Below are 25,061 nucleotides of genomic sequence, written 5' to 3'. Positions count from 1 at the left end.
TTTTAAGAACAGACATTAGCTTAATAACTCAGAATTGACAATTAGCCAATATAAATAAATTTTTGATTAAACTCGAAATATGCGATCGCATACTTCGTAGCAATTATTGCAAAAAATCAGTATCGTATAAAGAAAGTATAAAATTTAGAGCAAAATTGCCAAAATATGTTTAAACCTAATAACTGACGGCTTATTTTAAAACGCAATGGATACAGCTAACTTTCCCTGGTTAACCACAACAATTCTGTTTCCCGTTGCTGCGGCTTTGCTGATTCCTTTAATTCCCGATAAGGATGGCAAAACCGTGCGGTGGTATGCTCTGATTGTCGGTTTGATAGATTTTGCTCTGCTTGTTTACGCTTTTTACACTCAGTACGACTTCAGCAATCCGGGACTGCAACTGGTAGAAAGCTATACCTGGGTGCAGCAACTTGATTTAAATTGGTCGGTGGGTGCTGACGGTTTATCGATGCCGCTGATTTTGCTGACTGGTTTTATCACTACGCTGGCTACTTTAGCAGCTTGGCCGGTCACATTTAAACCTAAGCTTTTTTACTTTTTGATGCTGACAATGTACGGCGGCCAAATCGCAGTTTTTGCCGTGCAGGATATGTTGCTATTTTTCCTGGTTTGGGAACTGGAATTAGTCCCGATTTACCTGATTTTGTCGATCTGGGGCGGCAAAAAACGCCTCTACGCAGCAACTAAGTTTATCCTGTACACGGCGGGCGGTTCGCTGTTTATTTTGGTTGGTGCGCTGACGATGGCGTTTTATGGCGATACGGTGACTTTCGATATGCGGGCGATCGCACTTAAAGACTTTGCACCCAATATCGAATTGCTACTATACGCAGGTTTCTTAATAGCTTACGGTGTCAAACTGCCGATTTTTCCCCTCCACACTTGGCTCCCCGACGCTCACGGTGAAGCCACTGCACCCGCCCACATGTTGCTAGCAGGAATTCTCCTGAAAATGGGCGGCTACGCTTTGCTCAGAATGAATGCGGGAATGCTCCCCGACGCTCACGCTACCTTCGCACCGCTGTTAGTAATTTTGGGCGTAGTTAACATTGTTTACGCCGCCTTAACTTCTTTTGCTCAGCGCAATTTGAAGCGAAAAATTGCTTATTCTTCGATTTCCCACATGGGGTTTGTACTAATCGGGATAGCTTCGTTTACCGATTTGGGTGTTAGCGGTGCAATGCTGCAAATGGTTTCCCACGGTTTGATCGGGGCGAGTTTGTTCTTTATGGTAGGCTGCACTTACGATCGCACTCACACCCTCATGCTCGATGAAATGGGCGGTGTTGGGAAGAAAATGCGTAAGGTTTTTGCGATGTGGACTGCTTGTTCTATGGCTTCCTTGGCATTGCCGGGAATGAGCGGTTTTGTAGCAGAATTGATGGTGTTTGTAGGTTTTGCAACCAGCGATGCTTACAATCCGGTGTTTAAGGTTTGCGTGGTATTTCTGGCGGCTGTCGGGGTGATTTTGACTCCGATTTATCTGCTGTCAATGCTGCGGGAAATCTTCTACGGCCCGGAAAATAAGGAATTGGTGGAACACGAGGAATTGGTGGATGCGGAACCGCGAGAAGTGTTTATCATCGCTGCGCTGTTAGTGCCGATTATCGGCATTGGTTTGTATCCGAAGATGCTGACTCAGGTTTATGATGCGACTACTGTACAGTTGACTGCAAAGCTGCGGGATTCTGTGCCGTCGCTGGTGGCTAAGGCTGCTGCGGATAAAACAGTGTCTTTGCGTGCACCTGCGATCGAGCCTAGTAAGTTGTAATTTGCACTGGATGCAAGGAAGAAAACCCCCAAACCCATTTTAAAATGGGTTTGGGGGTTTGATATTTTTTTCGCGACAAAGCAGGGAAACTTTTGCTGTCAAGCAATTAAAATTTGGGTTGAAAAACAAAGTGAGTATGTGGCATAATTAATAGTCATGCTGCGGAGCGCTCTGTTAGCATAAATTTAGTATTTGACCCCTATATTCAAAGAAGTAAGTTATGTCGCTGCTTAAAAACGCTATTGACTCCATACAGGTGGGTGTTGAAGACTATCTGATGGAGGACGAAAGAAGATACCTGTCTGCGGTGAGAAACATTTGCGCTGGAATACTTCTTCTCTACAAAGAAAAATTAAAGCGCTTATCGCCAGAACATGACAAAGAAGTTTTAATCAAACAATCGATCAAGCCTATTTGTGATGAAAAAGGTAACATCTCATTTGTTGGAGATGGTGATAAAACAGTAGATGTTCACACAATTGAGAAAAGATTTAAAAGCCTGAATATAAAATATGATTGGAGCAGATTTAAAGAGCTCAATAAGCTCCGCAATAATATAGAACATTACTATACAGATAAGTCGCCCAGTGCAGTTATTGAAGTCATTGTGAAGTCATTTCTTGTAATTCAAGATTTCATTAGTCAACATTTAGAGGAAGAACCGTGTGACCTTCTTGGTGAAGAGTGCTGGCAAACTCTATTAGACACAGCAGAAGTGTACAAAGCTGAAGAGGAAAATTGTAGACAATCCTTTGAGGATTTTGGCTTTAAAAGCTCGCTATTAGAGTATATAGTAGAAAGTATTAGATGTCCAGACTGCCACTCAAATTTAATCAAAGCTCAAGATAAAGATAACATTTTTCCCTCTTTGAGTTGTAGCTCATGTAGTAAATCTTTTGAGGTGAATGATGCAGTAGAAGAAAAATGCCAATCATATGATGATGCTGAAGATGAAGATAGTCTTGCTCACTGTAACGATTGTACAGGCTTGTCATCTGTAGTGAAATTGGGAGAGAAATGGATTTGCTTTTCTTGCCATAAAATTCACAACGATAACGATGTAGGCTGCTGTGAATACTGTAATAGATTTATTGCGGGAAATTTAGAAGATAGTTTTGTATCAGGTTGCTTAATGTGTGAAGGTCAAAAGGGACATTACATGAATTCAAAAGCATACGATTAAGGTGTCCCCAGTGGACACGGCATAACAACGCCCATGCACCCGACAGTCGAATGAGCTTTATACTGAGGCATTTTTATGTTAAGTGTGACAGTTGACGAAATTCAGCGCGATCCTTCAAAGTATCTGCGTCAAGTGGAAGCAGGTGCAACTTTTGTGATCCTGCTTGCAGATAAGCCGATCGCCGAACTCAGACCTATTTCTAGCAACAAGCAATTGCGACCATTCGGTTTGTGTGCAGGCGAGTTTACCGTTCCAGATGATTTCGACGCTCCTTTGCCGGAAGATATCCTCAGTGCATTTGAAGGTAAATGAAGATTCTGCTAGATACGCACATCTTTTTATGGTTCATCAGTGGTGACGCCCAGTTATCAACAGATGTTCGAGATGCAATTCGCGATCGAGATAATGAGGTCTATTTGAGTGCAGTTTCAGTCTGGGAAGCAATTGTCAAGTACCAGTTGGGTAAGTTACCTCTGCCGGAACATCCCGAAACATATTTGCCCAAACAGCGCGATCTTCATCAAATTGTCAGTCTTTCTCTTGATGAAAGTAGCGTAGCTCAACTGGCTAAACTGCCACCATTACATCGCGATCCATTTGATAGAATGCTGATCTGTCAAGCTTTACAGAATGGTATGACTATTGCGACAGTAGATGGAGCAATTCGTGCCTACTCAGTCAGCATTATGTAGCATTGTAAATGAGCTATCATATCCATAACAGGATCAAAAGTTACAAAAAAGAGGGAATGTATGCAAACAATCCTTTTGAGTCGTGAAGAAGTCGCCCGTCGTGCGAAACATTTGTATGAGAGCACCATCGGCCAAAAAATTGAGTTAGAAGAGAATATTGGCAAGATGGTCATCATTGACATTGAAACAGGTGACTACGAAGTAGATGAAACTGGGCTAAAAGCCGCACATAGTCTGAGGGCAAAGCATCCGTATGCTCGACTTTTTGGCATTCGTATTGGTTACAATGTGGCAGCCTCGTTGGGTGGTGTAATGGAGCGTGTCAACAAGTGATTTCTGGTATTGTGACTGATAGGCACGCGATCGCCATTGTTGACATTTCTCCTCCCAAGTGGCTCGACTTCCCGATCGAGTTTGTCATAGATACGGGCTTCACTGACTACCTATGTTTGCCACCGGAGGCTGTTACCTTGCTGGGATTGCCGTTCCTGTACGATCTGCCTGTAAACTTAGCAGATAACAGTGAAGTCCTAGTAGCAGTTCACGAAGCAATCATTCTTTGGGATGGGGAAGAACGAGAAGTTCGTATATTCGCTACAGGGCGAAGGCCTCTGATTGGAACTGCTTTGCTGGATGAGCAAGAACTTGTGATTCAGTTCACTGAGGGGGGATTGGTGATGATAGAAGAGTTGTAGTTTCCAACGCTCGATCGCAATAACCATACTTCAAAATTAACTGTGGGCGATCACCATTGAATTCTGTAATTCTGTGCGATCGCCCTTTTAGTCTTTACTCTTAACTGTTCTTGTTTCTATACTTGCCAGGAAGAAGCGATAATAAATAAGATGCCATTTTAATTCTAAGAGTGTGCTAGCCATGACGCTTGTTACTCGATCGTGCGTTAGCGAAGCCCTGGAAGAGGATCGCTAAGTTGAAAACCTTGTCTGCAAGTGAACAAAATGCGTTAGCGAAGCCCTCGAAGAGGATCGCCTCAATGATTTTGGAAGAACTTCAAGACGATCTAAAATGCGATCGAGCATTTGCGAGTTCTCCCGATGTTCTTGCCAAACTTGCAGCCTTCGCAATGGCTGAGTATCGCGCAGGTAAAACCGAAAAACTCGATATTTGCTAGAATAGAAGCACTAACAAAACTGCAACTCATGCTAAAAACTATTGAAGGCATTTATCAGAATGGGCAGATTCAGCTAGCCTCGCTACCACAAGATGTTAGCGATCGCTCTCAAGTTCTTGTCACCTTTCTCGATCCTCGCAAAATCGATCCAATTAAACTGCGCGAATTAATCGATCGGTTAGAAACAATTGCAGGTATTCAGCAAGGCTTCGAGGAACTCAACGCCGGACTTACTCGCCCGATCGAAAATTTTGTCCAAGAAATGCAGCAGAAATATGACATTTCAGGTTGAAATTACCCCGATCGCCTCTGGTGAAATTGAGCAAGCCTACCGCTGGTATCGAGAACGTAATCCCGATTTTGCCGATCGCTGGTTTCGAGGCTTAATGAATGAAATCGCCACACTCCTAGAAAAACCTCGACGCTGTTCTTTAGCAGTTGAAAGTGATATTTTTCCTGAATAAGTTCGGCAGTTACTTTATGGTAAATCCAAAAACATTTACCGAGTATTGTTTGCGATTCGAGATACTAAAGTTTATGTATTGTATGTCCGCCATAGCGCTCGATCGCCCTTAACCGCAGAGGATTTGGATGAGAGTTTCTAGTCTTATTGTTATACGAGGAGATTGACTTTTGAATAGGCTACAAAGATTAACCCTCAATGGATTTAAGTCTATTAAGGCAATAGATATTCAGCTACATCCCCTAAATATCCTGATTGGAGCAAATGGAGCAGGCAAGAGCAATCTCATCTCGTTTTTCAAGATGCTCAACGAGATGATGGCTGGACGCTTCCAACAGTTTATTGGTGTATCTGGTCGTGCTCAATCCCTCCTATATTTTGGACCTAAGACAACACCCCAAATAGAAGCAAAACTAGAATTTGAAGTCGAAAATGGGGTGGATTCCTATCATTTTCGGCTGTTTCATGCGGCTGGTGATACCCTTATTTTTGCCGAAGAGACTTTGAGCTTTCTGCAAACAGGCAGGACATCCCCAAGAACTGATGAATTAGGTGCAGGACATCAGGAAACCAGAATCAAAGAAGCAGCAAAGGAAGGTAAGCAAACGGCTAAAATGCTCGAATATTTGCTGAATCGTTGCCGTGTATACCATTTTCATGACACATCTTCTACGGCGGGAGTCCGACAATCCTGTTACGTTGGTGACAGCCGATGGCTAATGCCCGATGCTGGAAATTTAGCTGCATTACTTCTCAGGTTTCGTGAAGAAAATGAGGGTGCAGCTTATCAACGCATTATCGGAACCATCCGTCTTATTGCACCGTTCTTCGATGACTTTGTTCTTGAGCCAGACGCATCTAATCGCGTCATTCTCAACTGGCGAGAAAAGGAGTCCGATCGGGTATTTGGGCCGCATCAATTTTCAGATGGTACTTTGCGTGCCATATGTCTTGCCACGCTCCTCTTACAGCCAGAAGATGAACTGCCAGAACTCATTGTCGTTGATGAGCCGGAATTAGGGCTGCACCCCTACGCTCTAAATGTTGTGGCAGATTTGTTTAGTAAGGCTGCACTCCATACGCAAATTCTCATTAGCACTCAATCTAGTTCTTTCTTGGATAATTTCGATCCTGACGATGTAATTGCGGTGAATCGAGAGGGCAAGGAATCGCAATTTAAGAGGCTAAATCCCACCAAATTAGATGCTTGGCTTGACGAGTATAGTCTGGGAGAAATTTGGGAGAAAAATATCATTGGGGGAGGGCCGCATTAATGGCGCGTCTTTACCTATTTGCCGAAGGACAAACCGAGCAGACATTCGCTGACATTTTGATAAAACCGCAGTTAGCTCGATATGACGTATTTATGCACAATCCCATACTTATTGCTCATGCAAAAAAGAAGGGTCAGGTGCATCGAGGTGGCGGTCGTAAGTATGTGCCGATGAAGAATGACATCATACGTTTTCTGAAGCAAGAGAAAGCCCCGGATGTGTTCTTCACAACTATGATTGATTTATATGCTCTTCATCCCGATTTTCCGGGATTAGCTGAGTCTGAGAGTATGCGCCAAGATCCCCTACATCGAGTTGAATTCTTAGAGCAACGCTTTGCAGAAGATATTGGTGACAATCGGTTCATTCCTTATATTCAGTTACATGAATATGAAGCATATCTATTTTCGGCACCAAAGTGTTTTGAATATCTTGATGCCGGACGCACAAAAGAGATTGAAGCTCTCCAAGCTATCGCTAGTCAATATCAGACACCTGAGTTCATCAATGATGGGCTGCAAACAGCACCTAGTAAGCGTATCATGGCGCAGTTTCCTGATTACGGAAAAGCGAAGTCTACTTTTGGATCACAGTTAGCTGAAAAAATTGGATTGCCAGTAATTCGGAGCAAATGCTCTCACTTTGATAAATGGATGTCACGACTTGAATCTTTGAATGAGAAAGGCGTTAGTAGTTGAGTGGAGCGCAAAAAATTACTAAGAGAGCGATCGCCATTCAATTGGGTGCGATCGCTCTCTTAGTTTCTAGCATTATTGTTCTACGAAGAGTTCTGTCTTCAGAAAGGGCGATCGCACCCTCGCAAGTTTCGATTCGCTTAACTTGCCAGGAAGAAGCGATAATAGATAAGATGCCATTTTGATTGTAAGAGTGTTCTAGCCATGACGCTTGTTACTCGATCGCGCGTTAGCGAAGCTTGCAGCTATTGGATCGCCTGAATGATTTTGGAAGAACTTCAAGACGATCTAAAATGCGATCGAGCATTTGCGAGTTCTCCCGATGTTCTTGGCGTTACTTGCAGCCTCCGCAATGGCTGAGTATCGCGCAGGTAAAACCCAAGAACTCGATCCAGAAACATTGTGAAGTAGTGAGCTATCATATCCATATCGATCGGATATATAGCTATTAGAGATTGCTCATGAAGATTAAAGCGATTATCTGGCAAGAAGATGGTGTATGGTGCGGCTCAGTTCCAGCACTTCCAGGTTGTCACACATGGGGAGAGAGTTATGAACAGTTATTAGAGATGCTGGAAGATGCTGTTCAGGGTTGGCTTGAAGTCGCTAGTCAGCAAAATGAACTTGCGCCCGATAAACAGTTAATTGAGTTATCTCTATGAAATCTGTTTCTGGCAAAGCACTCTGCAAAATTGTTGAGCGATATGGTTGGGAGCTAAAAAGAATTACTGGTAGCCATCATATCTACGCAAAAGAGGATGTTGCGGTTATACTCTCTATTCCTGTGCATAGCAATCGAGACTTACCTACTGGAACCTTGAGAATACTTCTTAAGGATGCTGGGATTACGGAGGAATATCTGTAACAGTATCCCGCAATAAGCGTGCGATCTCCCTTTGAGTTTTTAGTCTTAATTGTTCTTTTTTGCAAGATAGATAGGTTATATTTAAAGCTGTTGCGTTTTGCTTAAAAATCAAGCTGTTTGAATTTAACTTTATGAGAACGTTCCACTGCGGTTGTTGAGAAAGACGCAGATCAGCCGATCGCCGAACTCAGACCTATTTCTAGCAACAAGCAATTGCGACCATTCGGTTTGTGTGCAGGCGAGTTTACTGTTCCAGATGATTTCGATGATCCTTTGCCGGAAGATATCCTCAGTGCAGACGGTTATAGTTGACGCAATCTGTCGAGCTTTTTTAACTCTTGTGACTGTTCTTGCAATCGAGTTTCGAGCTTCTGACACACAAGTTCGCATAAATCAAAAATCATCGGATCGGTGATTTGATAGTAAACGCTGACTCCCTGTGGCTGCCGTTGAACGATCCCTGCCTGGGTCAAAATCTTGAGGTGCTTGGAAACATTCGCTTGCCCCAGCCCTGTTTCCTCAATGATTTCAGTGACATTTTTAGTACCACTCTTGAGCGCACACAGCACTTGCAGCCGACTCAGCTCTGATAGAACTTTGAAGTAATCGGCAACCTGAGCCAGAGCTGAAACTGGGATTTGAGACATAAGCAGGAGTTTGTTGACTAGAGTTTTGACTTGACTTATTTACTATATTACTCTATTGTAATATTGTCCATAGATAGAGAACCATAGCTATGCTGTTTCGTCAACTTTTTGACCGGGAAAGTAGCACCTATACTTATCTGATTGCCGATCGCGATTCCGCAGAAGCCCTCTTGGTCGATCCAGTCTTGGAACAGGTTGAGCGAGACCTCAAGTTGGTCAAAGAACTGGGTTTGACGTTGCGTTATTGCTTGGAAACTCATGTTCATGCCGATCACATTACCAGTGCATCTCAACTGCGGGAAGCAACAGGCTGTGTGAGTGTGGTTCCAGCCCAAGCACAGGTTAAATGTGCAGACCGTTTTATCCAATCGGGGGAAACGCTACAGCTTGGATTGGTTGCAGTGCAGGCGATCGCCACACCAGGACACACAGATAGCCATATGGCATACCTCGTCAATGGAACTCACTTGCTGACCGGCGATGCGTTATTTATTCGCGGCTGTGGACGCACAGATTTTCAAAGTGGGGACGCCGGAACCTTGTTTGATTCAGTCACTCAACACTTATTCACCTTGCCTGATTCTACCTCGATCTATCCAGGACACGACTATCGCGGGCAAACTGTTTCTTCCATTGAGGAAGAAAAACGCTGGAACCCTCGGTTTGTCGGGCGCAGCCGGGATGAGTTTATTCAATTTATGAATGCACTAAATCTGCCCAATCCTCAAAAAATGATGGAAGCTGTGCCAGCGAATGAACGGTGTGGCAACCTAACTTCAATTTTAGCTTAAACCTTAGATATATTTTATTTGGAGTAACACAATGACAATGACTAACGATACTCAAATTCAAGAAATTGATGCTCAAACATTGAAACAATTGCTTGAGGAAAACGCCGTAACTTTAATAGATGTTCGAGAAACTGCTGAATATGCAACTGAACGGATTTCCGGCGCAAAATTGCATCCACTTTCACAATTCGATCCACTTCAAGTACGACCGTCTGAGGGACAAAAACTCGTTCTTTATTGTCAATCTGGAAATCGCTCTGCCAAAGCCGCCAGACAATGTTTAGATGCAGGATTTAATTCTGTGATTCATCTGCGTGGCGGAATTCCTACTTGGAAAAATGCAGGTTATCCTATTGAAAAAAGTCAAAATGCACCGATTAGCCTATTTCGACAGGTGCAAATCGTTGCAGGGTCATTGGTTGTGCTGGGAACAGTTTTAGGAGTGTTGGTCTCGCCTAATTTTTTAATTTTGAGTGGATTTGTAGGTGCTGGCTTAGTGTTTGCAGGAGTCACTAACACCTGTGCAATGGGAATGCTATTGGCAAAGTTACCTTACAACCAACAAGCAGGAAATAAACCATGATCTGGATCATTGGACATTTCCTGGCAGTTGGTATTGGTGTGAGTTTAGGCTTATTGGGCGGTGGTGGTTCTGTGTTAGCACTGCCTGTGCTGGTTTATGTTATGGGTGTTGCGCCAAAACCTGCGATCGCCATGACTTTGATTATTGTGGGAACTGTTAGCTTATTGGGCAGCATTCCCCATGCCAGGCGTGGCAATCTTAATTTCAAAACCGCAGTTATTTTTGGAAGTGCGACCATGTTGGGGGCTTACCTGGGTGCAAGAATAGCGACGCTACCCTTGATTACCAGCGCATTCCAGATGACTCTATTTGGACTGTCGATGTTGATTGCCGCCGGATTGATGATTTATCGCACCAGCAAGTCAAAGCCTGTATCTAGTCAGGATGAACTAGATGCTGTTGAGTATGTCAAACCCGTTTGTAAATACTGCTGGCTATGGCTGATGACTGAAGGGATTGCAGTAGGTGTTTTAACAGGATTGGTTGGTGTGGGGGGTGGGTTTGCGATCGTCCCAGCCTTGGTTTTGTTGGGAAACATACCCATGCGACAGGCGATCGGAACTTCTCTCCTAATTATTGCGTGTAATTCTGTTGCGGGGCTGCTCGGTTATTTAGGGCATATTTCCCTAGACTGGAATCTCACGGTTTCATTCACATTTTTAGCTGGATGTGGGACAGTGATTGGAGCTTATTTAGCACAGTTCATTCCAGCGCCACAACTGCAAAAAAGTTTCGGTTACTTCCTGGTAGTAGTTGCCACATTTGTATTAGTCCAAAATCGTGATAGTTTACAAGGACTCAAAAAGTCATCTACTCAGCAGCAACCTCACAACGCACTGTCTTACGGACGGGAGATTTCGGCTGGGATGCCGAGGTAATCTGTGGTCAATCATCTTAGCCGTTAGATCGCGATCGTAATATCCAACACTTCAAAATTACCAGATTTGTTGATCGCTCTTCAATTCGGTGCGTTAGCGTTAGCGTTAGCGTTAGCGAAGCGATCCGAAGGAAAGCGATCCGAAGGAAAGCGATCCGAAGGAAAGCCCTCGAAGAGGAGCGCCATTGTAGTTTTTAGTCTTAATCTACCTGGAAAAATTAGGTTCCCTCACATTAGGGAAGGTTTCAAAATTCCGCCGCACCCAATCCATCCCCACTTCATTATTGAGTTTAATTTTCTGAGGCGTATTTGGATAAATTTTCCCTAAAATATCCGCATCTTGATCGACGACAACTTTGCCAAAATTCAGATACGTATTCCCCAACATTTTAAATAGAGGATGCTTCGCTTGACCAAATAGCAAAATATAAGTCCGCGTCCGATTCTCGGCTTCTGGTACGAATATATGACACTGTGCAGCTTTGCCAAATGGCATTTCTCCATGAAAAATTACTAGGGATGGGAAGTGATTTTCTAAGTGAGCTTTAATGGTGCTGGGTAGTAAAAACAAATCTGGTTTTATGAGCTTTTCTGCCAAACTGTAAGGGGCGGTAGGCATATCGTAAAACGCATGGGATTGATGTCCTTCATCGATGAATTGATGAAATTCGACATCGGTAATCCGAAACAAGTCTCGATGAGTGCCGTTTTGATGATTGTAGTCGTGCATATTCAGCAGCATTGTCAGCAAATCTGTCTCGATACTGCGATCGGCGGTATGCCCGATAAAGTAGTAAGTTTCGGCGATTTTATGGAGCACATTGGGGATGGGAACTTGCGGCTCGTATTCCCCATAAGACCAAATCAAGTTACCTTGAATAATCAAATTTAATGGTTTTAGTAAGGGCAATGTTTTCTGCTTCGATCCAGGCAATACGGTGCAGCCTTCAGGATCAAATTTCAGGGCATGAAACGGGCAGACAACACTACTTGTGCGATCGCCTTCAGCTTCGCACCATCCTTCAGACAGCATTGCTCCCATGTGCGGACAGGCGTTGGGCAAGGCATGGATAGCTTCGGCAGCATCTTTCCACATTACATAATCGCTGCCATGTAAGGAAATTTTGCGAGGCTGGTTCGCTGTCAGCATTGACTTATGTGCCAACAACCAAGGCGCACCGGGAAGCATAGACGGCATGGTGTTCTCCTTTAAATATAAAATTGTGATAGATTTGTCGCTTTTCTAGAATATGACAGAATATTCGCATTCGTCAAGTAGTTTGCGCCGTCAACCGAAACAGCAGCGGGGTAAAGAAAGAGTCGAGAAAATCTTGGATGCAGCAGCAGCAGTGTTTGACGAGGTGGGCTATTGGGAGGCGACAACCCATCTAATTGCAGCAAAAGCAGGGACAGCGATCGGTTCTCTGTATCAGTTTTTTCCTGATAAAGCTGCGATTTTTAATGCTATGGAACTGCGTCATGCCGATCGCGTGAAGGCGATGTGGGCCCAGACGAACACGCCGGAAATCGTTCAGTCACCGCTGCGCGAAATGATTCATACCCTTGTTACTGCTGTTGCTGAGATGTTTGAACAGCCTGTATCGCGGGTGGTATTCGTGCAGTTTTATATAGGGCGGGAGATGTTCCAGTCGATCGATGAAAGCATGACTCAAGAGGCGATCGACTTTATGGCAAGTCTGTTGCAGCAAAGAAATCCCAGCTTGGGGGAGGCGCAATGCAGCTTGTTAGCGGAGGTTTGCGTTCACAGCAGTAATGCTGTCATTCTGTCGGCACTTCGCAATCGCGATCGACAGCATCGCCAACAACTGGTACAGCAGATTGAGGATTTGTTGGTGTCGTATTTAGAGCCGTATGTGGGGGAAGGTCGATCGAGCCTTGTAATGAAAGTAATGAAATGTCCGCATTGTCGATCGGATCGGTTGTCCAAAAACGGTTGTAGACGGGGAAAGCAGTGCTATCTCTGTAAGGAATGTGGTAAACAGTTTGTCGAGAATTCCGTGCGATCGGTTATGTTGAATCCGACAAAATCTGAGTTGTAGTTTCCCATATTCGATCGCCATACCCAACACTTCAAAATTACCGCTGGTGCGATCGCCCTTCAATGAGCGTGGATCGCCCTTTAAGTTTTTAGTCTTAATCTAAGATCATGCGATCGAGCGATTGAAGCTTTTAAGCAGACAGTTAAAGTATTTTAGAACACCAATGCTGAAGACAAGCTAACAGACGTTACACTACTCTTGCAAGAAGTTCAGCGACAGCGAGAGCGACTGTAGGAGGAATCGCCAGAACAAGTTACAAACTTTTATCGCTCCATCAGGAACCCGAAAAGATATATGATACTCTTAACCGGATCATCTCTTCCCAGATATGTTCTACTGTTCTAATCCCAGGTGCTCTAATCCTTTCAATCCCGACAACTCTAAATTTTGTCAAAGTTGCGGCGAACCCGACCTCACACCTCTATTCAGGAACCGCTACCGCGTGATTCGACTGTTGGGCGAAGGAGGATTTGGCAGAACTTACGAAGCGGTAGATATCGATCGCATGGACGATTCCTGCGTCATCAAGCAGTTTGTGCCCCAAGTTGAGGGAACATCAGCACTTGAAAAGGCTACAGAACTGTTTAAGCAAGAAGCGAAACGACTTTACGAACTCGGCGAACATCCCCAAATTCCTCGATTAATTGCTTATTTTGAACAAGACAAGCGACTTTATTTAGTACAAGAATTGATTGAGGGACAAAATTTACTAGCTGAATTAACTCAGCAGGGCGTTTTTAACGAAGAAAAAATTTGGCAGTTGCTGGCAGATATTTTGCCAATTCTCAAATTTGTGCACGATCGCCACGTCATTCACCGAGACATCAAACTTGAGAATATCATCCGCCGCCGCACCTCTGCTAACTCATCCTTTCCCAAGTCAGGAAACTTTCGCAATTCGGCTTTCCGCAGAGGAGGGCGGGGAGAATTAGTTTTGATTGATTTCGGCGTTTCCAAACAAGTGACCGGTTCGCTGGTCAGCAAAGTCGGCACCACCGTCGGAACCCCCGGATATTCCCCGCTGGAACAAATGCGGGGTCAAGTTTTCCCCGGAAGCGATTTGTACAGTTTGGGGATAACTTGCCTGAGACTGCTAACTAAATGTTTGCCAAAAATTGACGGTTCCGACGACCTTTACGACCCGATTAACGGCGGCTGGATTTGGAGAGAACGCTTGCCTGCCGGTACAAACATCAGCAGCGAGTTGGCAACAATTTTAGATAAATTAATTCAAGATTATCTCAAAAATAGATATCAATCTGCTGATCAAGTAATCAAAGCTTTAAATCTATATTCTCTACCTCCACCCCCCCATTTTGGTAAGGGCGGACAACTTAATTTAAATAATTATTCGGAGACCAAGGCAGCCCTACCTCCGCTAAATGCTTACCTGACCGAGACGGAAAAACTTGCTATCAATACTCCGCTCAATCACAGCAAGCAAACAAACAGCAATCTCTCTGTCAATCAGAGGGTAAAATCCAACACCAATCCGCCTCCAAACAAGGGATTGCAAAGGATTGCTACTGTCAAAAGCACCTTTGAATTTCAGGTGGTGACAGTAGACAAGCGCGGGCAGCAAACTAATATTAACAGCCGGAAAGCGCGTTTTTTTGAAGAAAATCTCGGTAGAGGTACAGTCATGGAAATGGTATCTGTTCCTGGCGGTACTTTCCTGATGGGCAGCCCAAAAAATTCGGACGACAGCGACGAAAAACCCCAGCACTCAGTAACTTTAGCTTCTTTCTATATCGGCAAATTTACCGTCACTCAGTCGCAATGGATAGCAGTTGCAGCGCTGCCGGAAATTAAAATATTTCTCAATCCTGATCCTTCCCGTTTTAAAGGTGTCAATCGACCGATAGAAAATGTATCTTGGTACGAAGCGGTGGAGTTTTGCGCTCGACTTTCTCGCAAAACTGGCAAGAAGTATCGCTTGCCTACCGAGGCCGAATGGGAATATGCTTGTCGGGGGCAAACTATGACGGCGTTTCACTTTGGGGAAACGATTACCAGTGAGTTAGCAAATTACAACGGAAATGCTAATTATGCTGACGCGCCGAAGGGAGTTTATCGATTTCAAACTACTGATGTTGGCATTTTTAAGCCGAATGCTTTTGGATTGTACGATTTGCACGGCAATGTGTGGGAATGGTGCGCGGATGCTTGGCACAATAATTACAACAGTGCGCCTGCTGATGGCAGCGTTTGGGAGTCTGGCGGCGACTCTTCGCTGAGGTTGTTGCGGGGCGGTTCTTGGAACGATCATCCTCCTAATTGTCGCAGCGCGTGCAGGCTTCGATATCAGCCGGATTGCAAGGCTAGTATTGTGGGTTTTCGTGTGGTTGTTTCTGTTGTTTGATATTGTGTATCCGCACTTTTTAACTTAACTAAAACTCAACCAGCTAAAAACTGTTTCAACAGTCAATTCTAACTCAATTCCATTAAGTATTGGCAAATCAGTTGCACCTTCGTACAATTCCACTCTTTGCCCGGGAAATACCGCTAAAATACTTTCTTCTTCTGGAATGATTAACCACCCCAATTCAGTGGCTTGTTGCGAACAAGTAAGTAATTTAGCAAGCACTTTTGTTTGGCTTTGTTCGGGAGAAAGAATTTCAATCGCCCAGTCTGGATAAATCTCAAAGCGGTTAGCAATTCTACCAGATGATAGAAAGGGAATTCTTTCCCACCGGAATACTGCTACATCTGGGACGATTGATGCACCGCCGAAAGTGCAACGTAACTCTGGAAAAGCATAAGCAATCTTTGGTGTTTCGACTATTTGGTTGATCGCATTGCAAAGCTTACCCTGCAATCTGCTATGTTCACCTTGAGGCATGGGTTTTTGAATGATTTCTTTGTTGATATATTCGCAAGCTGGCTCCGTTTCTGGAAGTTTTAGGAACTCCTCTAAGTTGGGCGATATTTTAATGACTGTAGTCATAGGTCAAATTGATTTTAGATTTTAGATTTTAGATTTTAGATTTTAAATTGGATAGGTATCAGAACCCCGACTTATTGAAAAAAACGGGGTTCTGATAACTACTTGTTGAGGATAATTATTGCCTCAACCGGCTTTCTTCTGAGGAGCCACCATGCGCTCTACACTCATAGCAGCGACGCTCAACGTCACCACAGCCATGCCGAGAATTGCCACAGGCTGCAACTTCTCGTTGATAATTACAAACCCGAAGAGTGCGGTCATCGCCGGCCCCAAAGTGCCAATTACTGAGGCTAAGGCCGCGCCTGCAAACCGGATGGCAAAATTGTTCAAAAGATAGCTAAACAGGGTCAGAACCCCTAAAACAACGCCTCCGGCAATCAAACCCGGCCATACATTTGGGTCGATTTGAGGAGCTAAATTTTCCGAGAGCGGCACCCACAAACTCAGGGCGGAAAATACAAAAATCGTGGCGAAATTAACTAAACTAAAAGGAATCGGGTGGAGCTTGCCTGCGGCCATTTGCGTCAGCAATACGTAACCGGCAAACATAATTCCAGCGCCGAGTGCTGCGGTGACTCCCACTCCGACATTGCCGCCGCCGGGAGCTGGGCTGGCAAAACTGGGCCACCCGGCTAAAATCAAGCCTGCGGTAATCCCGCAGATTGCTAAAAAGCCGATCGTGCTGGGGCGAGCGCCAAACAAGATCCAAGAACCTAGTACGGTGACGATCGGGTAAATAAAGAAAATCGTAATCGCAATCCCCGCCGGAATATTGCCGATCGCCAAATAAATCAAAACCTGAGACAAAAACAGAAAAAAGGCGCTTCCTACAACTTTGCTCCACAAAACTCGATCGCCCGACTGGAACAACCGCCTAATATCTTTCCACACAGAAGGATACAGAAAAGTTGCCAAGACCGGCATCAAAGCCATCACCACGATCAGCCGCATCAACAAAATCAACAAAGAATTGCCAAAACCTGGAGTTACCACCCCCGGAAGTTCAAACAAGCCAAAAATCATCCGAGGATTTCTGCTTTTAATCAAAATCCTCAAACAAACATTAAACAGCGACAATACCACCGCCGAAGACAAAGCCAGAATCAAACCCGCTTGCACTTGAGAAGATGCTTTAGCAATTGCAGCAGGTGCATCAGAAGGCTGCGGCACAGAATCGCGCGGCGCATCCACAGGTGCTGGCGCTATAGCTGGCGGGCGGACAGAATTAGCTGATTCCTCGGCATAGGAATCTCGGGCATCGAAAGGATTGTCAAGATATTCTTCTTGTTCTTCTTCGAGTTCTTCCCTGATCCGGTTTACAAGATTTTGTAACAGCTCTTCCCCTTGCCGTTCTAGGGTTTGCATATTATTGAGCCGCATGGAAAGCTCGCTTTCATAGCTGCTCAAATCTTGTTCGAGCATCTGGAAACTGCGATCGATCCTTTGATCGAGCGCAGACAGCAACTCCGAGGCCCGTTCGTCGTAGTTGTTCGGCGGCATCGGTATCGGGAATTCGCCGCTGGGAATCGGGCTGCTGAGAGAATGTCCCGAGTTAGCGCTGAGTTCGCTGAACCGCTGCACCAACAAATCCTGCAAATTGTGAGCCAAAACTTGAGCCAACTGCTTCAGCCACAACTGCTGCTGCTGAATGTATCGCCCCGACAGAGATTCCATTTGCTGGGACTGCAATTTGCGATATTGCTGTCTGAGGTCTTCAATATCGTCAATCAGGTGATTTTTTTCACTTTGCAGCCGTGTAATGTCTTGATTTAACTGACCTTTGACATTTTGATGCAAAGAGTCCAATTCCTGAATCACTGAGTCGAGGACTTCTTGGGCTGATTGTGCATCCCCTGGGTCGTCTTTTGACGAGTATACGTTCCGCTGCGCCATTAGCCTATAACCTCTAATTTAAACTGCACGTTCAGTGTTCTTAAGTATTTTTGCAAAGTAGAGTCCAACTTCCAGTCATTTTCTGTAAAATATCCCTGACACTGTTTAATCAATATTAGTCGCTTGGGTTGAAGATGTGAGAAAATTGCGATCGCCCCAAAAACACTTTGTGCAATTAGAAATCATACTACAGCTTGAGCTGTACACCGATTGCTCTGGGTCATTTTCGGATCTGAAACCAGCTTGCCAAAAGAATGCCGCTGCTGCCCTGCCGCCAACCCCGATTCAGTCACTTCTCTATTTTTTGACCGCAATCGGCAGCGACAGTTTTTGATGCCCAACAGTAGAATGAGGGTTCCAGCGCAATCTGCCTGCATTCGACAACGCTACTGCTGAGTTCCCAACCCAAGTTTTCTTTAAGCATTCGCACAAAACTCGGAGAAACCGGGTTTCTGGGTTAATTTCTCCTGACTAATATCAAATCCGGTAGCATCGGAATTATAAAATCGAGTCAGATCAAATCCGCGCTTCATAGTTCTGTATTCATCTCTCTCTTGTCTTCCTCTGTGTTCTCTGCGCCCTAGGTCCGGTTCAATCATTCCGATGCTACCGGAAACGATATAAACCCAAAACTCCGAGAAACCCGGTTTCTGAGGATGTTAAAAGTGTCATTTTTTTACTCGCGAAAATTTTAAGAGGCGATCGCACCGTAAAAAAGCCACCCGCGCCCTCAAAAAATTAACACATCTCATCCCCAAGAGCAACAGATATGGCATCCGAAATTCATGACAATATCTTTACAGGCGATCGACAAACTCTGAATATTTCCTCAGAAGCCGAAGTCTTTGTCTTTCCCGCATCTTTTGCCCAGCAGCGCTTGTGGTTTCTCGACCAATTCGCACCGGAAAACCCTTTCTACAATGTAGTAACAGCACTGCGATTAACTGGTTCCCTCAACTTAACAGCCTTGGAACAAACCTTCAACGAAATAGTGCGACGACACGAAACTTTGCGAACCACTTTTGCAGCGGTGTCAGGTCAACCAATGCAGATAATTTCTCTGAACTCTCAGATCACTTTTCAAATATTAGAACTGGAACATTTGCCACCAGAACAACGGCAAACAGAAGCCCAAAAAATCACCGCGACCGAATCTCTGCGCCCTTTCAATTTATCCACCGGGCCGCTGATGCGAGTCACCATTTTGCAGGTGACAAATACCGAGCATATTCTGTTGCTAAATATGCACCACATAGCCTCCGATGATTGGTCGATCGGGGTGCTGATTCGAGAACTAGAAGCTATCTATACAGCTTTGATAAATCAACAGCCATCTCCCCTGCCAGAATTATCACTACAATATGCCGACTTTGCCGAGTGGCAGCGAGAATGGCTGCAAGGAGAAGTATTAGAAACTCAGCTAGCTTATTGGCGGCAGCAATTGCACGGGATTTCAGTGTTAAATTTGCCCACAGATCGCCCTGCACCAGCTAGGCAAAATTATCGGGGAAAAACTCAATATTTAGAACTGCCCAAACAACTGAAAGACGCGCTTTTAGAGCTGTCGCAGCGAGCAGGAGCGACTTTATTTATGACATTGCTCGCAGCATTTCAAATTTTGCTTTACCGCTACTCGCAGCAAGCAGATATTGTTGTCGGTTCGCCGATCGCCAATCGCAACCGAAGTGAAATAGAAGCATTGATCGGTTTTTTTGTCAATACTTTAGTGCTGCGAACAGACTGCTCGGGAAACCCGACGTTTCGAGATTTTTTGAACCGGGTGCGGGAAGTAACCCTGGGAGCTTACGCTCACCAAGATTTGCCTTTTGAGCAACTGGTTGAGGAATTGCACCCGGAGCGATCGCCCAAACGCCACCCGCTGTTTCAAGTGGTATTCGGCCTGCAAAACGCGCCAGTGTATGAGCTAGAATTGCCGGAATTAAAGTTGAGTTCTTTTCATTTAGAAACTCAAACAACGCGCTTTGATTTAGAGCTGCATTTGTGGGAAGCTGCGGATAAGTTTAGGAGCAGGTATGGCGAAGAGTGGGAACATTCGTCTGGCCTCAGAGGCGTAGCTGTGTACAATACAGATTTATTTGATCAAGTTACCGTCGCCCGGATGCTGAGGCATTTTAAAACGCTGCTGGAAAGCATTGTCGCCAATCCAGAACAAGCAATCGCTAACTTACCTTTATTGAGCGAGAATGAAGTGAATCAATTATTAATAGAATGGAACGAGACTGGCACAGATTATCCTCAAAATAAGTGCATTCATCAGTTATTTGAAGAGCGGGCCCAGCAGCATCCCGAGGCTGTCGCCCTAACTTTCGAGGCCCAGCATTTGACTTACAAAGAACTCAACAGCAAAGCCAACCAACTGGCGGGCTATTTACAAAAACAGGGCGTGGGTGCGGAGGTTTTAGTGGGGCTTTGCGCCGATCGCTCGATCGACCTAATTGTGGGGATGTTGGCTATACTGAAAGCGGGAGGCGCTTATTTACCGTTAGATCCGAGCTATCCGCGCGATCGGTTAAACTTGATGCTAGAAGATGCTCAAGTTAAAGTCTTGCTAATTCAGGATAAATTGAGCGAAAATTTCCGAGACTTCTCCAACTCGGTGATTAAATGCGATCGCGATTCCGAACGCATCGCCCAAGAAAGTACAGAAAATCCCATTAACCAAGTAAAAACAGACAACCTAGCTTACGTCATTTACACATCAGGCTCCACAGGAAAACCCAAAGGAGTTGCTGTCACCCACAAAGCAGTAAATCGGCTAGTAATCAACACAAACTACATAAAAATAGAACCGGGCGATAAAATTGCCCAAGCATCAAACGCTTCATTCGATGCAGCCACATTCGAGATTTGGGGAGCCTTGCTTAACGGCGCTCAACTCGTGGGAATTAGCACCAATATTACCCTTTCGCCTCACGATTTAGCCTTAGAACTGCACCAACAAAACATCACCGTTCTGTTTTTAACAACCGCCTTATTTCAACAAATTGCTAGAATATTACCCCAAGCTTTTAATTCGCTGCGCTGCTTGCTGTTTGGCGGAGAAGCGGTCGATGTTAGATGGGTAAAAAAAGTTCTAAAACAAAATCCAACCACTCAATTAATTCACGTTTACGGGCCGACAGAAAATACCACATTTTCGGCTTATTATTGCGTGCAAGACGTACCCGAAACCGCAACATCAATCCCCATCGGCCGTCCGATCGCCAACACGGAAATTTACCTCCTCGATGCGGATTTGCAGCCAGTGGCGATCGGCGTTGCAGGTCAATTGTACCTCGGCGGCGACGGACTCGCACGAGGCTACCTCAACCGCCCCGATTTAACCGCTGCTGCATTCATTCCTAACCCTTTTAGCAATAAACCTGGTTCGTACCTTTATAAAACAGGTGATTTAGGTCGCTATTGGGTTGACGGCAATATCGAGTTTTTAGGCCGCATTGACGACCAAGTAAAAATTCGCGGCTACCGCATCGAATTGGGAGAAATTGAAGCGGCTTTGTGCCAGCATCCCCAAGTGCGCGAAGCAGTAGTAATTGTCAGGGAAGACATCCCCGACGATAAACATTTGGTAGCGTATGTTATTCCTGACGGCATTAAGGAAAAATCAGAAATTCACAATCTAAAATCAAGTGAATTGCGCCAATTTTTGAAACAAAAGTTACCGGGATATATGGTTCCTGCAACTTATGCAGTGTTGGAGTCCCTACCACTGACCCCCAACGGCAAAGTCGATCGCCGGGTATTACCTCAGATAGATACAAACAGCGAAGATATAACAGAAAATCATGTAGCGCCTCGGACTGATATAGAAGAGGTGCTATGTAAAATTTGGGCTAAAGTTTTGGGAAAACAGCAGGTTAGTATCTACGATAACTTCTTTGAATTAGGCGGGCATTCCCTGCTAGCAACGCAGTTAATTTCTCGCATCCGAGACGCTTTGCAACTCGAGTTACCTGTTAGCAATTTGTTTGAGTCGCCAACTGTAGCAAGTCTAGCAAAATACATTGAAACAATGCGCTGGGCTGCGAAAAATCAAACAACTACCAACAATATCGCAGATACCAGAGAAGAGGTGGAATTTTGAAAACAGCGAAGTATTCGTAGTATTTACAGGGTGCGGCGCTGTCAATAAATCCATAAGAAAAACTCCACAATCTCGCCAGCAGCCCAGCTTGTATCATTTCTCTCAAGTCTGGCTACAACCTAATTTTTGGGCGGAATTAAACGGAGCATTGTTTGCTTAACTATTTTGTCAGGTGCGAATCGATGAAATCGTCGGTTTTTATTTAAGAATTTTAGATATAGCCGCACCCTACGACTACTCTACCAACAGGATCGCAGATACTAGAGAAGAGGTGGAATTTTGAAGACAGTTGAATTTTTATCTTACCTTCGCAGTCTAGATATTAATATTTATCTTGAACAAGGAACTCGCCTGCGCTGCAATGCTCCCGAAGGAATTATTACACCAGAATTGCGCGCCGAAATTTCTCAGAAAAAAGCCGAAATTGTTTCATTTTTAAAAGCAGCTAATCGGAATTCGAGTTTCACTCCTACACCGATTGTTCCTACGGGGCGGGACGGAAATCTACCGCTTTCCTTTGCACAGCAGCGCTTGTGGTTTCTCGACCAATTAGTACCGAACAATCCTTTTTATAATGTTCCCGCAGCATTGCGTTTGACAGGTTCGCTCAATTTTTCGGCGCTGCAACAAACCTTCAATGAAATTGTGCGCCGCCACGAAGCTTTACGCACGACTTTAGCAGTAGTTTCGAGCCAACCTGTTCAGAGAATAGCTGCTGCTTTCCACCTCCCGATTAATGTAGTAGACTTGCGAAACTTGCCAAAAGAATCTCGACAAACTGAAGCAAACAGACTCACTGCCCAGGAAGCTCAACGCTCTTTCAATTTGTCCAATGGCTTGTTGCTGCGAGTCACATTATTACAGTTAGATGATGCCGAATATTTACTAATGCTGAATATGCACCACATCGTCTCCGATGGTTGGTCTATCGGAGTGCTAATTCAGGAATTAGGCGCACTTTACACGGCATTTGCTAGCGAAAAACCTTCGCCTTTACCAGCTTTGTCGATCCAGTATGCTGATTTTGCCAAATGGCAGCGCGAATGGCTGCAAGGCGATGTTTTAGAAACGCAGCTTGCTTACTGGCGACAGCAGTTAAACGGCCTTTCTATGCTAAATTTGCCTGCGGATCGACCCAGACCAGCAATTCAAAGTTACCGAGGCAAAAGGCAGTTTTTGCAACTGCCAAAACAACTGAGCGAGGCTTTAGAAACGTTGAGCCAGCGCGAAGGAGTGACGCTGTTTATGACAATGCTGGCAGCTTTTAAAACGTTGCTTTACCATTACGCGCAGCAAGAAGATATTGTTGTAGGTTCGCCGATCGCCAATCGCAACCGCAGTGAAATAGAAGCACTAATCGGTTTTTTTGTCAACAGTTTGGTGTTGCGGACAGATTTGTCGGGAAATCCTACTTTTCGGGAACTTTTAAACCGAGTCAAAGATGTAGCATTAGGAGCTTACGCTCACCAAGATTTGCCGTTTGAGAAGTTAGTAGAAGAACTGCACCCCGATCGCGCCCTGAACCAAAATCCCTTATTTCAGGTAGCCTTTGCGCTGCAAAACGCGCCCGCGCAGCCGTTGGAATTGCCCGAATTAACCCTCAGCCCGCAGCAGTTAGATGTCGGTACAGCCAGGTTTGATTTGGAGTTTCATTTGTGGGAGCGATCGCCCAACAGCTCGGGAAGCAACCAATCGCCCAGCAATAAGCTGTGGGTTGATAGCTCCGAAGGTATCAGCGGCATGGTTATTTACAGCGCCGATTTATTTGATGAAGCTACGATCGCCCGAATGTTAGGACATTTTCAAACGCTGTTAGAAAGCATTGTGACAAATCCCGAACAGCGAATTGCTAACTTGCAATATTTGAGCGCCCAAGAGCGCTATCATTTGTTAGTTGAATGCAACAATACTCAGGCAGATTATCCGCAAGATTTGTGCATCCATCAGCTATTTGAAATGCAGGCCGATCGGACACCGGATGCGGTGGCGCTGGTATTTGGAGATGAGCGAGTCACATACCAGCAGCTCAATCTCCGCAGCAACCAACTAGCACATTATCTGCAAAAAATCGGGGTGGGGGCGGAAGTTTTAGTCGGGATTTGCTGCGGGCGATCGATCGATCTGATCCTGGGGATGTTGGGTATCCTGAAAGCGGGAGGATCTTACCTCATTTTAGATCCCAGCTATCCTGTCGGGCGATCGAGCTTTATCCTAAAAGATGCTCAATTATCTGTTGTGTTAACTCAGCAGCAATGGATAGAGAATTTGCGCTCGCCCAATTTACAGATAGTTTGTTTAGACACAGACTGGGAGATGATTTCCCAAGAAATCGCCGACAATCCCACCAGCGCCGTCACAGCCGAAAATCGGGTATACGCGATTTACACCTCCGGCTCCACGGGAAAGCCGAAAAAAGTGGAAATTGAGCACCGGAGCTTGTTAAATCTCGTTTTTTGGCATCAAAAAGAGTTTGGGGTGTCAGCGGGCGATCGGGCTACGCAAATTGCTGCGATCGGCTTTGATGCTTGCGGGTGGGAAATTTGGCCTTATCTCGCCGCCGGAGCTAGCATCTACTTTCCCGAAGATGACATCAGGCGCGATCCTGAAAAACTGCAAAACTGGTTAGTATCAAAAGCAATAACAATTAGCTTTTTACCAACACCTTTAGCCGAGAAACTTTTGCGATTAGATTGGCCTCAAACAACAGCCTTGCGAATCTTGCTCACAGGCGGCGAAAAACTGCAAAAACATCCTTTAAAATCCCATCCATTTAAGCTAGTAAATAATTACGGCCCCACCGAAAACACAGTCGTCACAACTTCCGGTTACATTCCTGCAACAGAGCAAACAGACATCGCCCCAACAATTGGCCGCCCCATTGCTAACACTCAAATCTACGTATTAGACAAATATTTGCAGCCAGTGGCGATCGGCGTTGTTGGCGAATTGTACATCGGCGGAAACCAACTCGCTCGCGGCTACCTCAACCGCCCAGATTTAACCGCACAACGATTTATTTCCAATCCTTTTAAACCAAAGTCAGCCACCATTCTCAATGACTT

The 25,061-nt window shown here is 44.9% G+C and carries 23 protein-coding genes and 3 pseudogenes; 22 read left to right on the top strand and 4 right to left on the bottom strand.

Features of this window, described 5'->3' with window-relative positions; genetic code table 11:
- Window positions 1-205 precede the first annotated feature (205 nt).
- The 14 genes and pseudogenes from IQ270_RS12610 to IQ270_RS12545 form a co-directional block, all read left to right on the top strand.
- A pseudogene (locus IQ270_RS12610) lies at window positions 206-1,738 on the top strand (NAD(P)H-quinone oxidoreductase subunit 4); the annotation flags it as partial.
- A 274-nt stretch (window positions 1,739-2,012) separates the two neighbouring features.
- The gene (locus IQ270_RS12605) at window positions 2,013-2,975 is read left to right on the top strand and encodes a hypothetical protein (protein ID WP_193973549.1); all 963 of its coding nucleotides are present in this window, start codon (window positions 2,013-2,015) and stop codon (window positions 2,973-2,975) included.
- Window positions 2,976-3,050: 75 nt separating this feature from the next.
- Window positions 3,051-3,287 (top strand): type II toxin-antitoxin system Phd/YefM family antitoxin, encoded by a 237-nt coding sequence (locus tag IQ270_RS12600; protein WP_193973548.1) that lies wholly within the window; start codon window positions 3,051-3,053, stop codon window positions 3,285-3,287.
- Window positions 3,284-3,667, top strand: coding sequence for a type II toxin-antitoxin system VapC family toxin (locus IQ270_RS12595; RefSeq protein WP_193973547.1), 384 nt, complete (start codon window positions 3,284-3,286; stop codon window positions 3,665-3,667). The genes IQ270_RS12600 and IQ270_RS12595 overlap by 4 nt, the downstream gene beginning before the upstream one ends.
- A 60-nt stretch (window positions 3,668-3,727) precedes the next feature.
- The gene (locus IQ270_RS12590; RefSeq protein WP_193973546.1) at window positions 3,728-4,000 is read left to right on the top strand and encodes a hypothetical protein; all 273 of its coding nucleotides are present in this window, start codon (window positions 3,728-3,730) and stop codon (window positions 3,998-4,000) included.
- Window positions 3,997-4,362 (top strand): clan AA aspartic protease, encoded by a 366-nt coding sequence (locus IQ270_RS12585; RefSeq protein WP_193973545.1) that lies wholly within the window; start codon window positions 3,997-3,999, stop codon window positions 4,360-4,362. The genes IQ270_RS12590 and IQ270_RS12585 overlap by 4 nt, the downstream gene beginning before the upstream one ends.
- Before the next feature lie 245 nt (window positions 4,363-4,607).
- A complete protein-coding gene (locus tag IQ270_RS12580; protein WP_228056302.1) occupies window positions 4,608-4,799 on the top strand; it encodes a hypothetical protein in 192 nt (63 codons plus the stop codon).
- Window positions 4,800-4,827: 28 nt separating this feature from the next.
- Window positions 4,828-5,091: a hypothetical protein gene (locus IQ270_RS12575; protein WP_193973543.1), complete on the top strand. Its 264-nt coding sequence runs from the start codon at window positions 4,828-4,830 to the stop codon at window positions 5,089-5,091.
- Window positions 5,075-5,263: a hypothetical protein gene (locus IQ270_RS30985; RefSeq protein WP_228056301.1), complete on the top strand. Its 189-nt coding sequence runs from the start codon at window positions 5,075-5,077 to the stop codon at window positions 5,261-5,263. Before IQ270_RS12575 ends, IQ270_RS30985 begins: the two co-directional genes overlap by 17 nt.
- Before the next feature lie 169 nt (window positions 5,264-5,432).
- Entirely contained in the window at window positions 5,433-6,536 is a 1,104-nt protein-coding gene (locus tag IQ270_RS12565; protein WP_193973542.1) for an AAA family ATPase, read from the top strand.
- Complete coding sequence (locus tag IQ270_RS12560) at window positions 6,536-7,234, top strand: DUF4276 family protein (RefSeq protein ID WP_193973541.1); 699 nt, start codon at window positions 6,536-6,538, stop codon at window positions 7,232-7,234. The genes IQ270_RS12565 and IQ270_RS12560 overlap by 1 nt, the downstream gene beginning before the upstream one ends.
- The gene (locus IQ270_RS12555) at window positions 7,231-7,416 is read left to right on the top strand and encodes a hypothetical protein (RefSeq protein ID WP_193973540.1); all 186 of its coding nucleotides are present in this window, start codon (window positions 7,231-7,233) and stop codon (window positions 7,414-7,416) included. The genes IQ270_RS12560 and IQ270_RS12555 overlap by 4 nt, the downstream gene beginning before the upstream one ends.
- Before the next feature lie 276 nt (window positions 7,417-7,692).
- Window positions 7,693-7,893: a type II toxin-antitoxin system HicB family antitoxin gene (locus IQ270_RS12550; protein ID WP_106146251.1), complete on the top strand. Its 201-nt coding sequence runs from the start codon at window positions 7,693-7,695 to the stop codon at window positions 7,891-7,893.
- Window positions 7,890-8,096 (top strand): type II toxin-antitoxin system HicA family toxin, encoded by a 207-nt coding sequence (locus IQ270_RS12545; protein ID WP_193973539.1) that lies wholly within the window; start codon window positions 7,890-7,892, stop codon window positions 8,094-8,096. Before IQ270_RS12550 ends, IQ270_RS12545 begins: the two co-directional genes overlap by 4 nt.
- A gap of 302 nt (window positions 8,097-8,398) precedes the next feature.
- Here IQ270_RS12545 and IQ270_RS12540 read toward each other — a convergent pair whose 3' ends face one another.
- The gene (locus IQ270_RS12540) at window positions 8,399-8,743 is read right to left on the bottom strand and encodes a helix-turn-helix transcriptional regulator (RefSeq protein WP_193973538.1); all 345 of its coding nucleotides are present in this window, start codon (window positions 8,741-8,743) and stop codon (window positions 8,399-8,401) included.
- Between the two features lie 89 nt (window positions 8,744-8,832).
- Between IQ270_RS12540 and IQ270_RS12535 the strand changes: the two genes are divergently transcribed.
- The 3 genes from IQ270_RS12535 to IQ270_RS12525 are packed head-to-tail and all read left to right on the top strand — an operon-like array spanning window position 8,833 to window position 10,995.
- The gene (locus IQ270_RS12535) at window positions 8,833-9,534 is read left to right on the top strand and encodes an MBL fold metallo-hydrolase (RefSeq protein WP_193973537.1); all 702 of its coding nucleotides are present in this window, start codon (window positions 8,833-8,835) and stop codon (window positions 9,532-9,534) included.
- Window positions 9,535-9,565: 31 nt separating this feature from the next.
- Window positions 9,566-10,117 carry a rhodanese-like domain-containing protein gene (locus IQ270_RS12530; protein ID WP_193973536.1) on the top strand — a complete coding sequence of 184 codons (552 nt, stop codon included), beginning with the start codon at window positions 9,566-9,568 and terminating at the stop codon, window positions 10,115-10,117.
- The gene (locus IQ270_RS12525) at window positions 10,114-10,995 is read left to right on the top strand and encodes a sulfite exporter TauE/SafE family protein (protein ID WP_193973535.1); all 882 of its coding nucleotides are present in this window, start codon (window positions 10,114-10,116) and stop codon (window positions 10,993-10,995) included. The genes IQ270_RS12530 and IQ270_RS12525 overlap by 4 nt, the downstream gene beginning before the upstream one ends.
- A gap of 204 nt (window positions 10,996-11,199) precedes the next feature.
- Here IQ270_RS12525 and IQ270_RS12520 read toward each other — a convergent pair whose 3' ends face one another.
- The gene (locus IQ270_RS12520; protein ID WP_193973534.1) at window positions 11,200-12,192 is read right to left on the bottom strand and encodes a Rieske 2Fe-2S domain-containing protein; all 993 of its coding nucleotides are present in this window, start codon (window positions 12,190-12,192) and stop codon (window positions 11,200-11,202) included.
- A 52-nt stretch (window positions 12,193-12,244) separates the two neighbouring features.
- On the opposite strand from IQ270_RS12520, the pseudogene IQ270_RS12515 reads away from it, so the two are divergent.
- The 3 genes and pseudogenes from IQ270_RS12515 to IQ270_RS12510 all read left to right on the top strand — a co-directional run.
- Window positions 12,245-12,847: pseudogene (locus tag IQ270_RS12515) on the top strand (TetR/AcrR family transcriptional regulator); the annotation flags it as partial.
- Between the two features lie 57 nt (window positions 12,848-12,904).
- Window positions 12,905-13,009 (top strand): annotated as a pseudogene (locus IQ270_RS30980) (IS1 family transposase); the annotation flags it as partial.
- 373 nt (window positions 13,010-13,382) lie between these two features.
- Complete coding sequence (locus tag IQ270_RS12510; RefSeq protein WP_193973532.1) at window positions 13,383-15,416, top strand: bifunctional serine/threonine-protein kinase/formylglycine-generating enzyme family protein; 2,034 nt, start codon at window positions 13,383-13,385, stop codon at window positions 15,414-15,416.
- Window positions 15,417-15,440: 24 nt separating this feature from the next.
- Here IQ270_RS12510 and IQ270_RS12505 read toward each other — a convergent pair whose 3' ends face one another.
- Together IQ270_RS12505 and IQ270_RS12500 are read right to left on the bottom strand one after the other, a co-directional pair.
- Window positions 15,441-16,001, bottom strand: coding sequence for a Uma2 family endonuclease (locus IQ270_RS12505; protein WP_193973531.1), 561 nt, complete (start codon window positions 15,999-16,001; stop codon window positions 15,441-15,443).
- Between the two features lie 123 nt (window positions 16,002-16,124).
- Window positions 16,125-17,894, bottom strand: a complete 1,770-nt coding sequence (locus IQ270_RS12500) for a DMT family transporter (protein WP_193973530.1) — start codon at window positions 17,892-17,894, stop codon at window positions 16,125-16,127.
- A 769-nt stretch (window positions 17,895-18,663) separates the two neighbouring features.
- Here IQ270_RS12500 and IQ270_RS12495 point away from each other — a divergent pair.
- Complete coding sequence (locus tag IQ270_RS12495; RefSeq protein ID WP_193973529.1) at window positions 18,664-21,999, top strand: non-ribosomal peptide synthetase; 3,336 nt, start codon at window positions 18,664-18,666, stop codon at window positions 21,997-21,999.
- 279 nt (window positions 22,000-22,278) lie between these two features.
- The coding region (locus IQ270_RS12490) for an amino acid adenylation domain-containing protein (protein WP_228056300.1) at window positions 22,279-25,061 on the top strand (2,783 nt) is incomplete at its 3' end.

Origin of the sequence: Microcoleus sp. LEGE 07076 (genome assembly GCF_015207455.1) — a bacterium.
Taxonomy (GTDB): Bacteria; Cyanobacteriota; Cyanobacteriia; order Cyanobacteriales; family Microcoleaceae; genus Microcoleus.
The sequence above is the reverse complement of the archived record's forward strand: the minus strand, read 5'-3'. Positions and strand labels throughout refer to the sequence as shown.

What these genes read in the sequence shown, in the direction of transcription:
- IQ270_RS12605 (WP_193973549.1), top strand. Translation starts at nt 2,013, where the DNA reads ATGTCGCTGCTTAAAAACGCTATTGACTCCATACAGGTGGGTGTTGAA.
- IQ270_RS12600 (WP_193973548.1), top strand. Translation starts at nt 3,051, where the DNA reads ATGTTAAGTGTGACAGTTGACGAAATTCAGCGCGATCCTTCAAAGTAT.
- IQ270_RS12595 (WP_193973547.1), top strand. Translation starts at nt 3,284, where the DNA reads ATGAAGATTCTGCTAGATACGCACATCTTTTTATGGTTCATCAGTGGT.
- IQ270_RS12590 (WP_193973546.1), top strand. Translation starts at nt 3,728, where the DNA reads ATGCAAACAATCCTTTTGAGTCGTGAAGAAGTCGCCCGTCGTGCGAAA.
- IQ270_RS12575 (WP_193973543.1), top strand. Translation starts at nt 4,828, where the DNA reads ATGCTAAAAACTATTGAAGGCATTTATCAGAATGGGCAGATTCAGCTA.
- IQ270_RS30985 (WP_228056301.1), top strand. Translation starts at nt 5,075, where the DNA reads ATGACATTTCAGGTTGAAATTACCCCGATCGCCTCTGGTGAAATTGAG.
- IQ270_RS12560 (WP_193973541.1), top strand. Translation starts at nt 6,536, where the DNA reads ATGGCGCGTCTTTACCTATTTGCCGAAGGACAAACCGAGCAGACATTC.
- IQ270_RS12550 (WP_106146251.1), top strand. Translation starts at nt 7,693, where the DNA reads ATGAAGATTAAAGCGATTATCTGGCAAGAAGATGGTGTATGGTGCGGC.
- IQ270_RS12545 (WP_193973539.1), top strand. Translation starts at nt 7,890, where the DNA reads ATGAAATCTGTTTCTGGCAAAGCACTCTGCAAAATTGTTGAGCGATAT.
- IQ270_RS12540 (WP_193973538.1), bottom strand. Translation starts at nt 8,743, where the DNA reads ATGTCTCAAATCCCAGTTTCAGCTCTGGCTCAGGTTGCCGATTACTTC.
- IQ270_RS12535 (WP_193973537.1), top strand. Translation starts at nt 8,833, where the DNA reads ATGCTGTTTCGTCAACTTTTTGACCGGGAAAGTAGCACCTATACTTAT.
- IQ270_RS12530 (WP_193973536.1), top strand. Translation starts at nt 9,566, where the DNA reads ATGACAATGACTAACGATACTCAAATTCAAGAAATTGATGCTCAAACA.
- IQ270_RS12525 (WP_193973535.1), top strand. Translation starts at nt 10,114, where the DNA reads ATGATCTGGATCATTGGACATTTCCTGGCAGTTGGTATTGGTGTGAGT.
- IQ270_RS12520 (WP_193973534.1), bottom strand. Translation starts at nt 12,192, where the DNA reads ATGCCGTCTATGCTTCCCGGTGCGCCTTGGTTGTTGGCACATAAGTCA.
- IQ270_RS12510 (WP_193973532.1), top strand. Translation starts at nt 13,383, where the DNA reads ATGTTCTACTGTTCTAATCCCAGGTGCTCTAATCCTTTCAATCCCGAC.
- IQ270_RS12505 (WP_193973531.1), bottom strand. Translation starts at nt 16,001, where the DNA reads ATGACTACAGTCATTAAAATATCGCCCAACTTAGAGGAGTTCCTAAAA.
- IQ270_RS12500 (WP_193973530.1), bottom strand. Translation starts at nt 17,894, where the DNA reads ATGGCGCAGCGGAACGTATACTCGTCAAAAGACGACCCAGGGGATGCA.
- IQ270_RS12495 (WP_193973529.1), top strand. Translation starts at nt 18,664, where the DNA reads ATGGCATCCGAAATTCATGACAATATCTTTACAGGCGATCGACAAACT.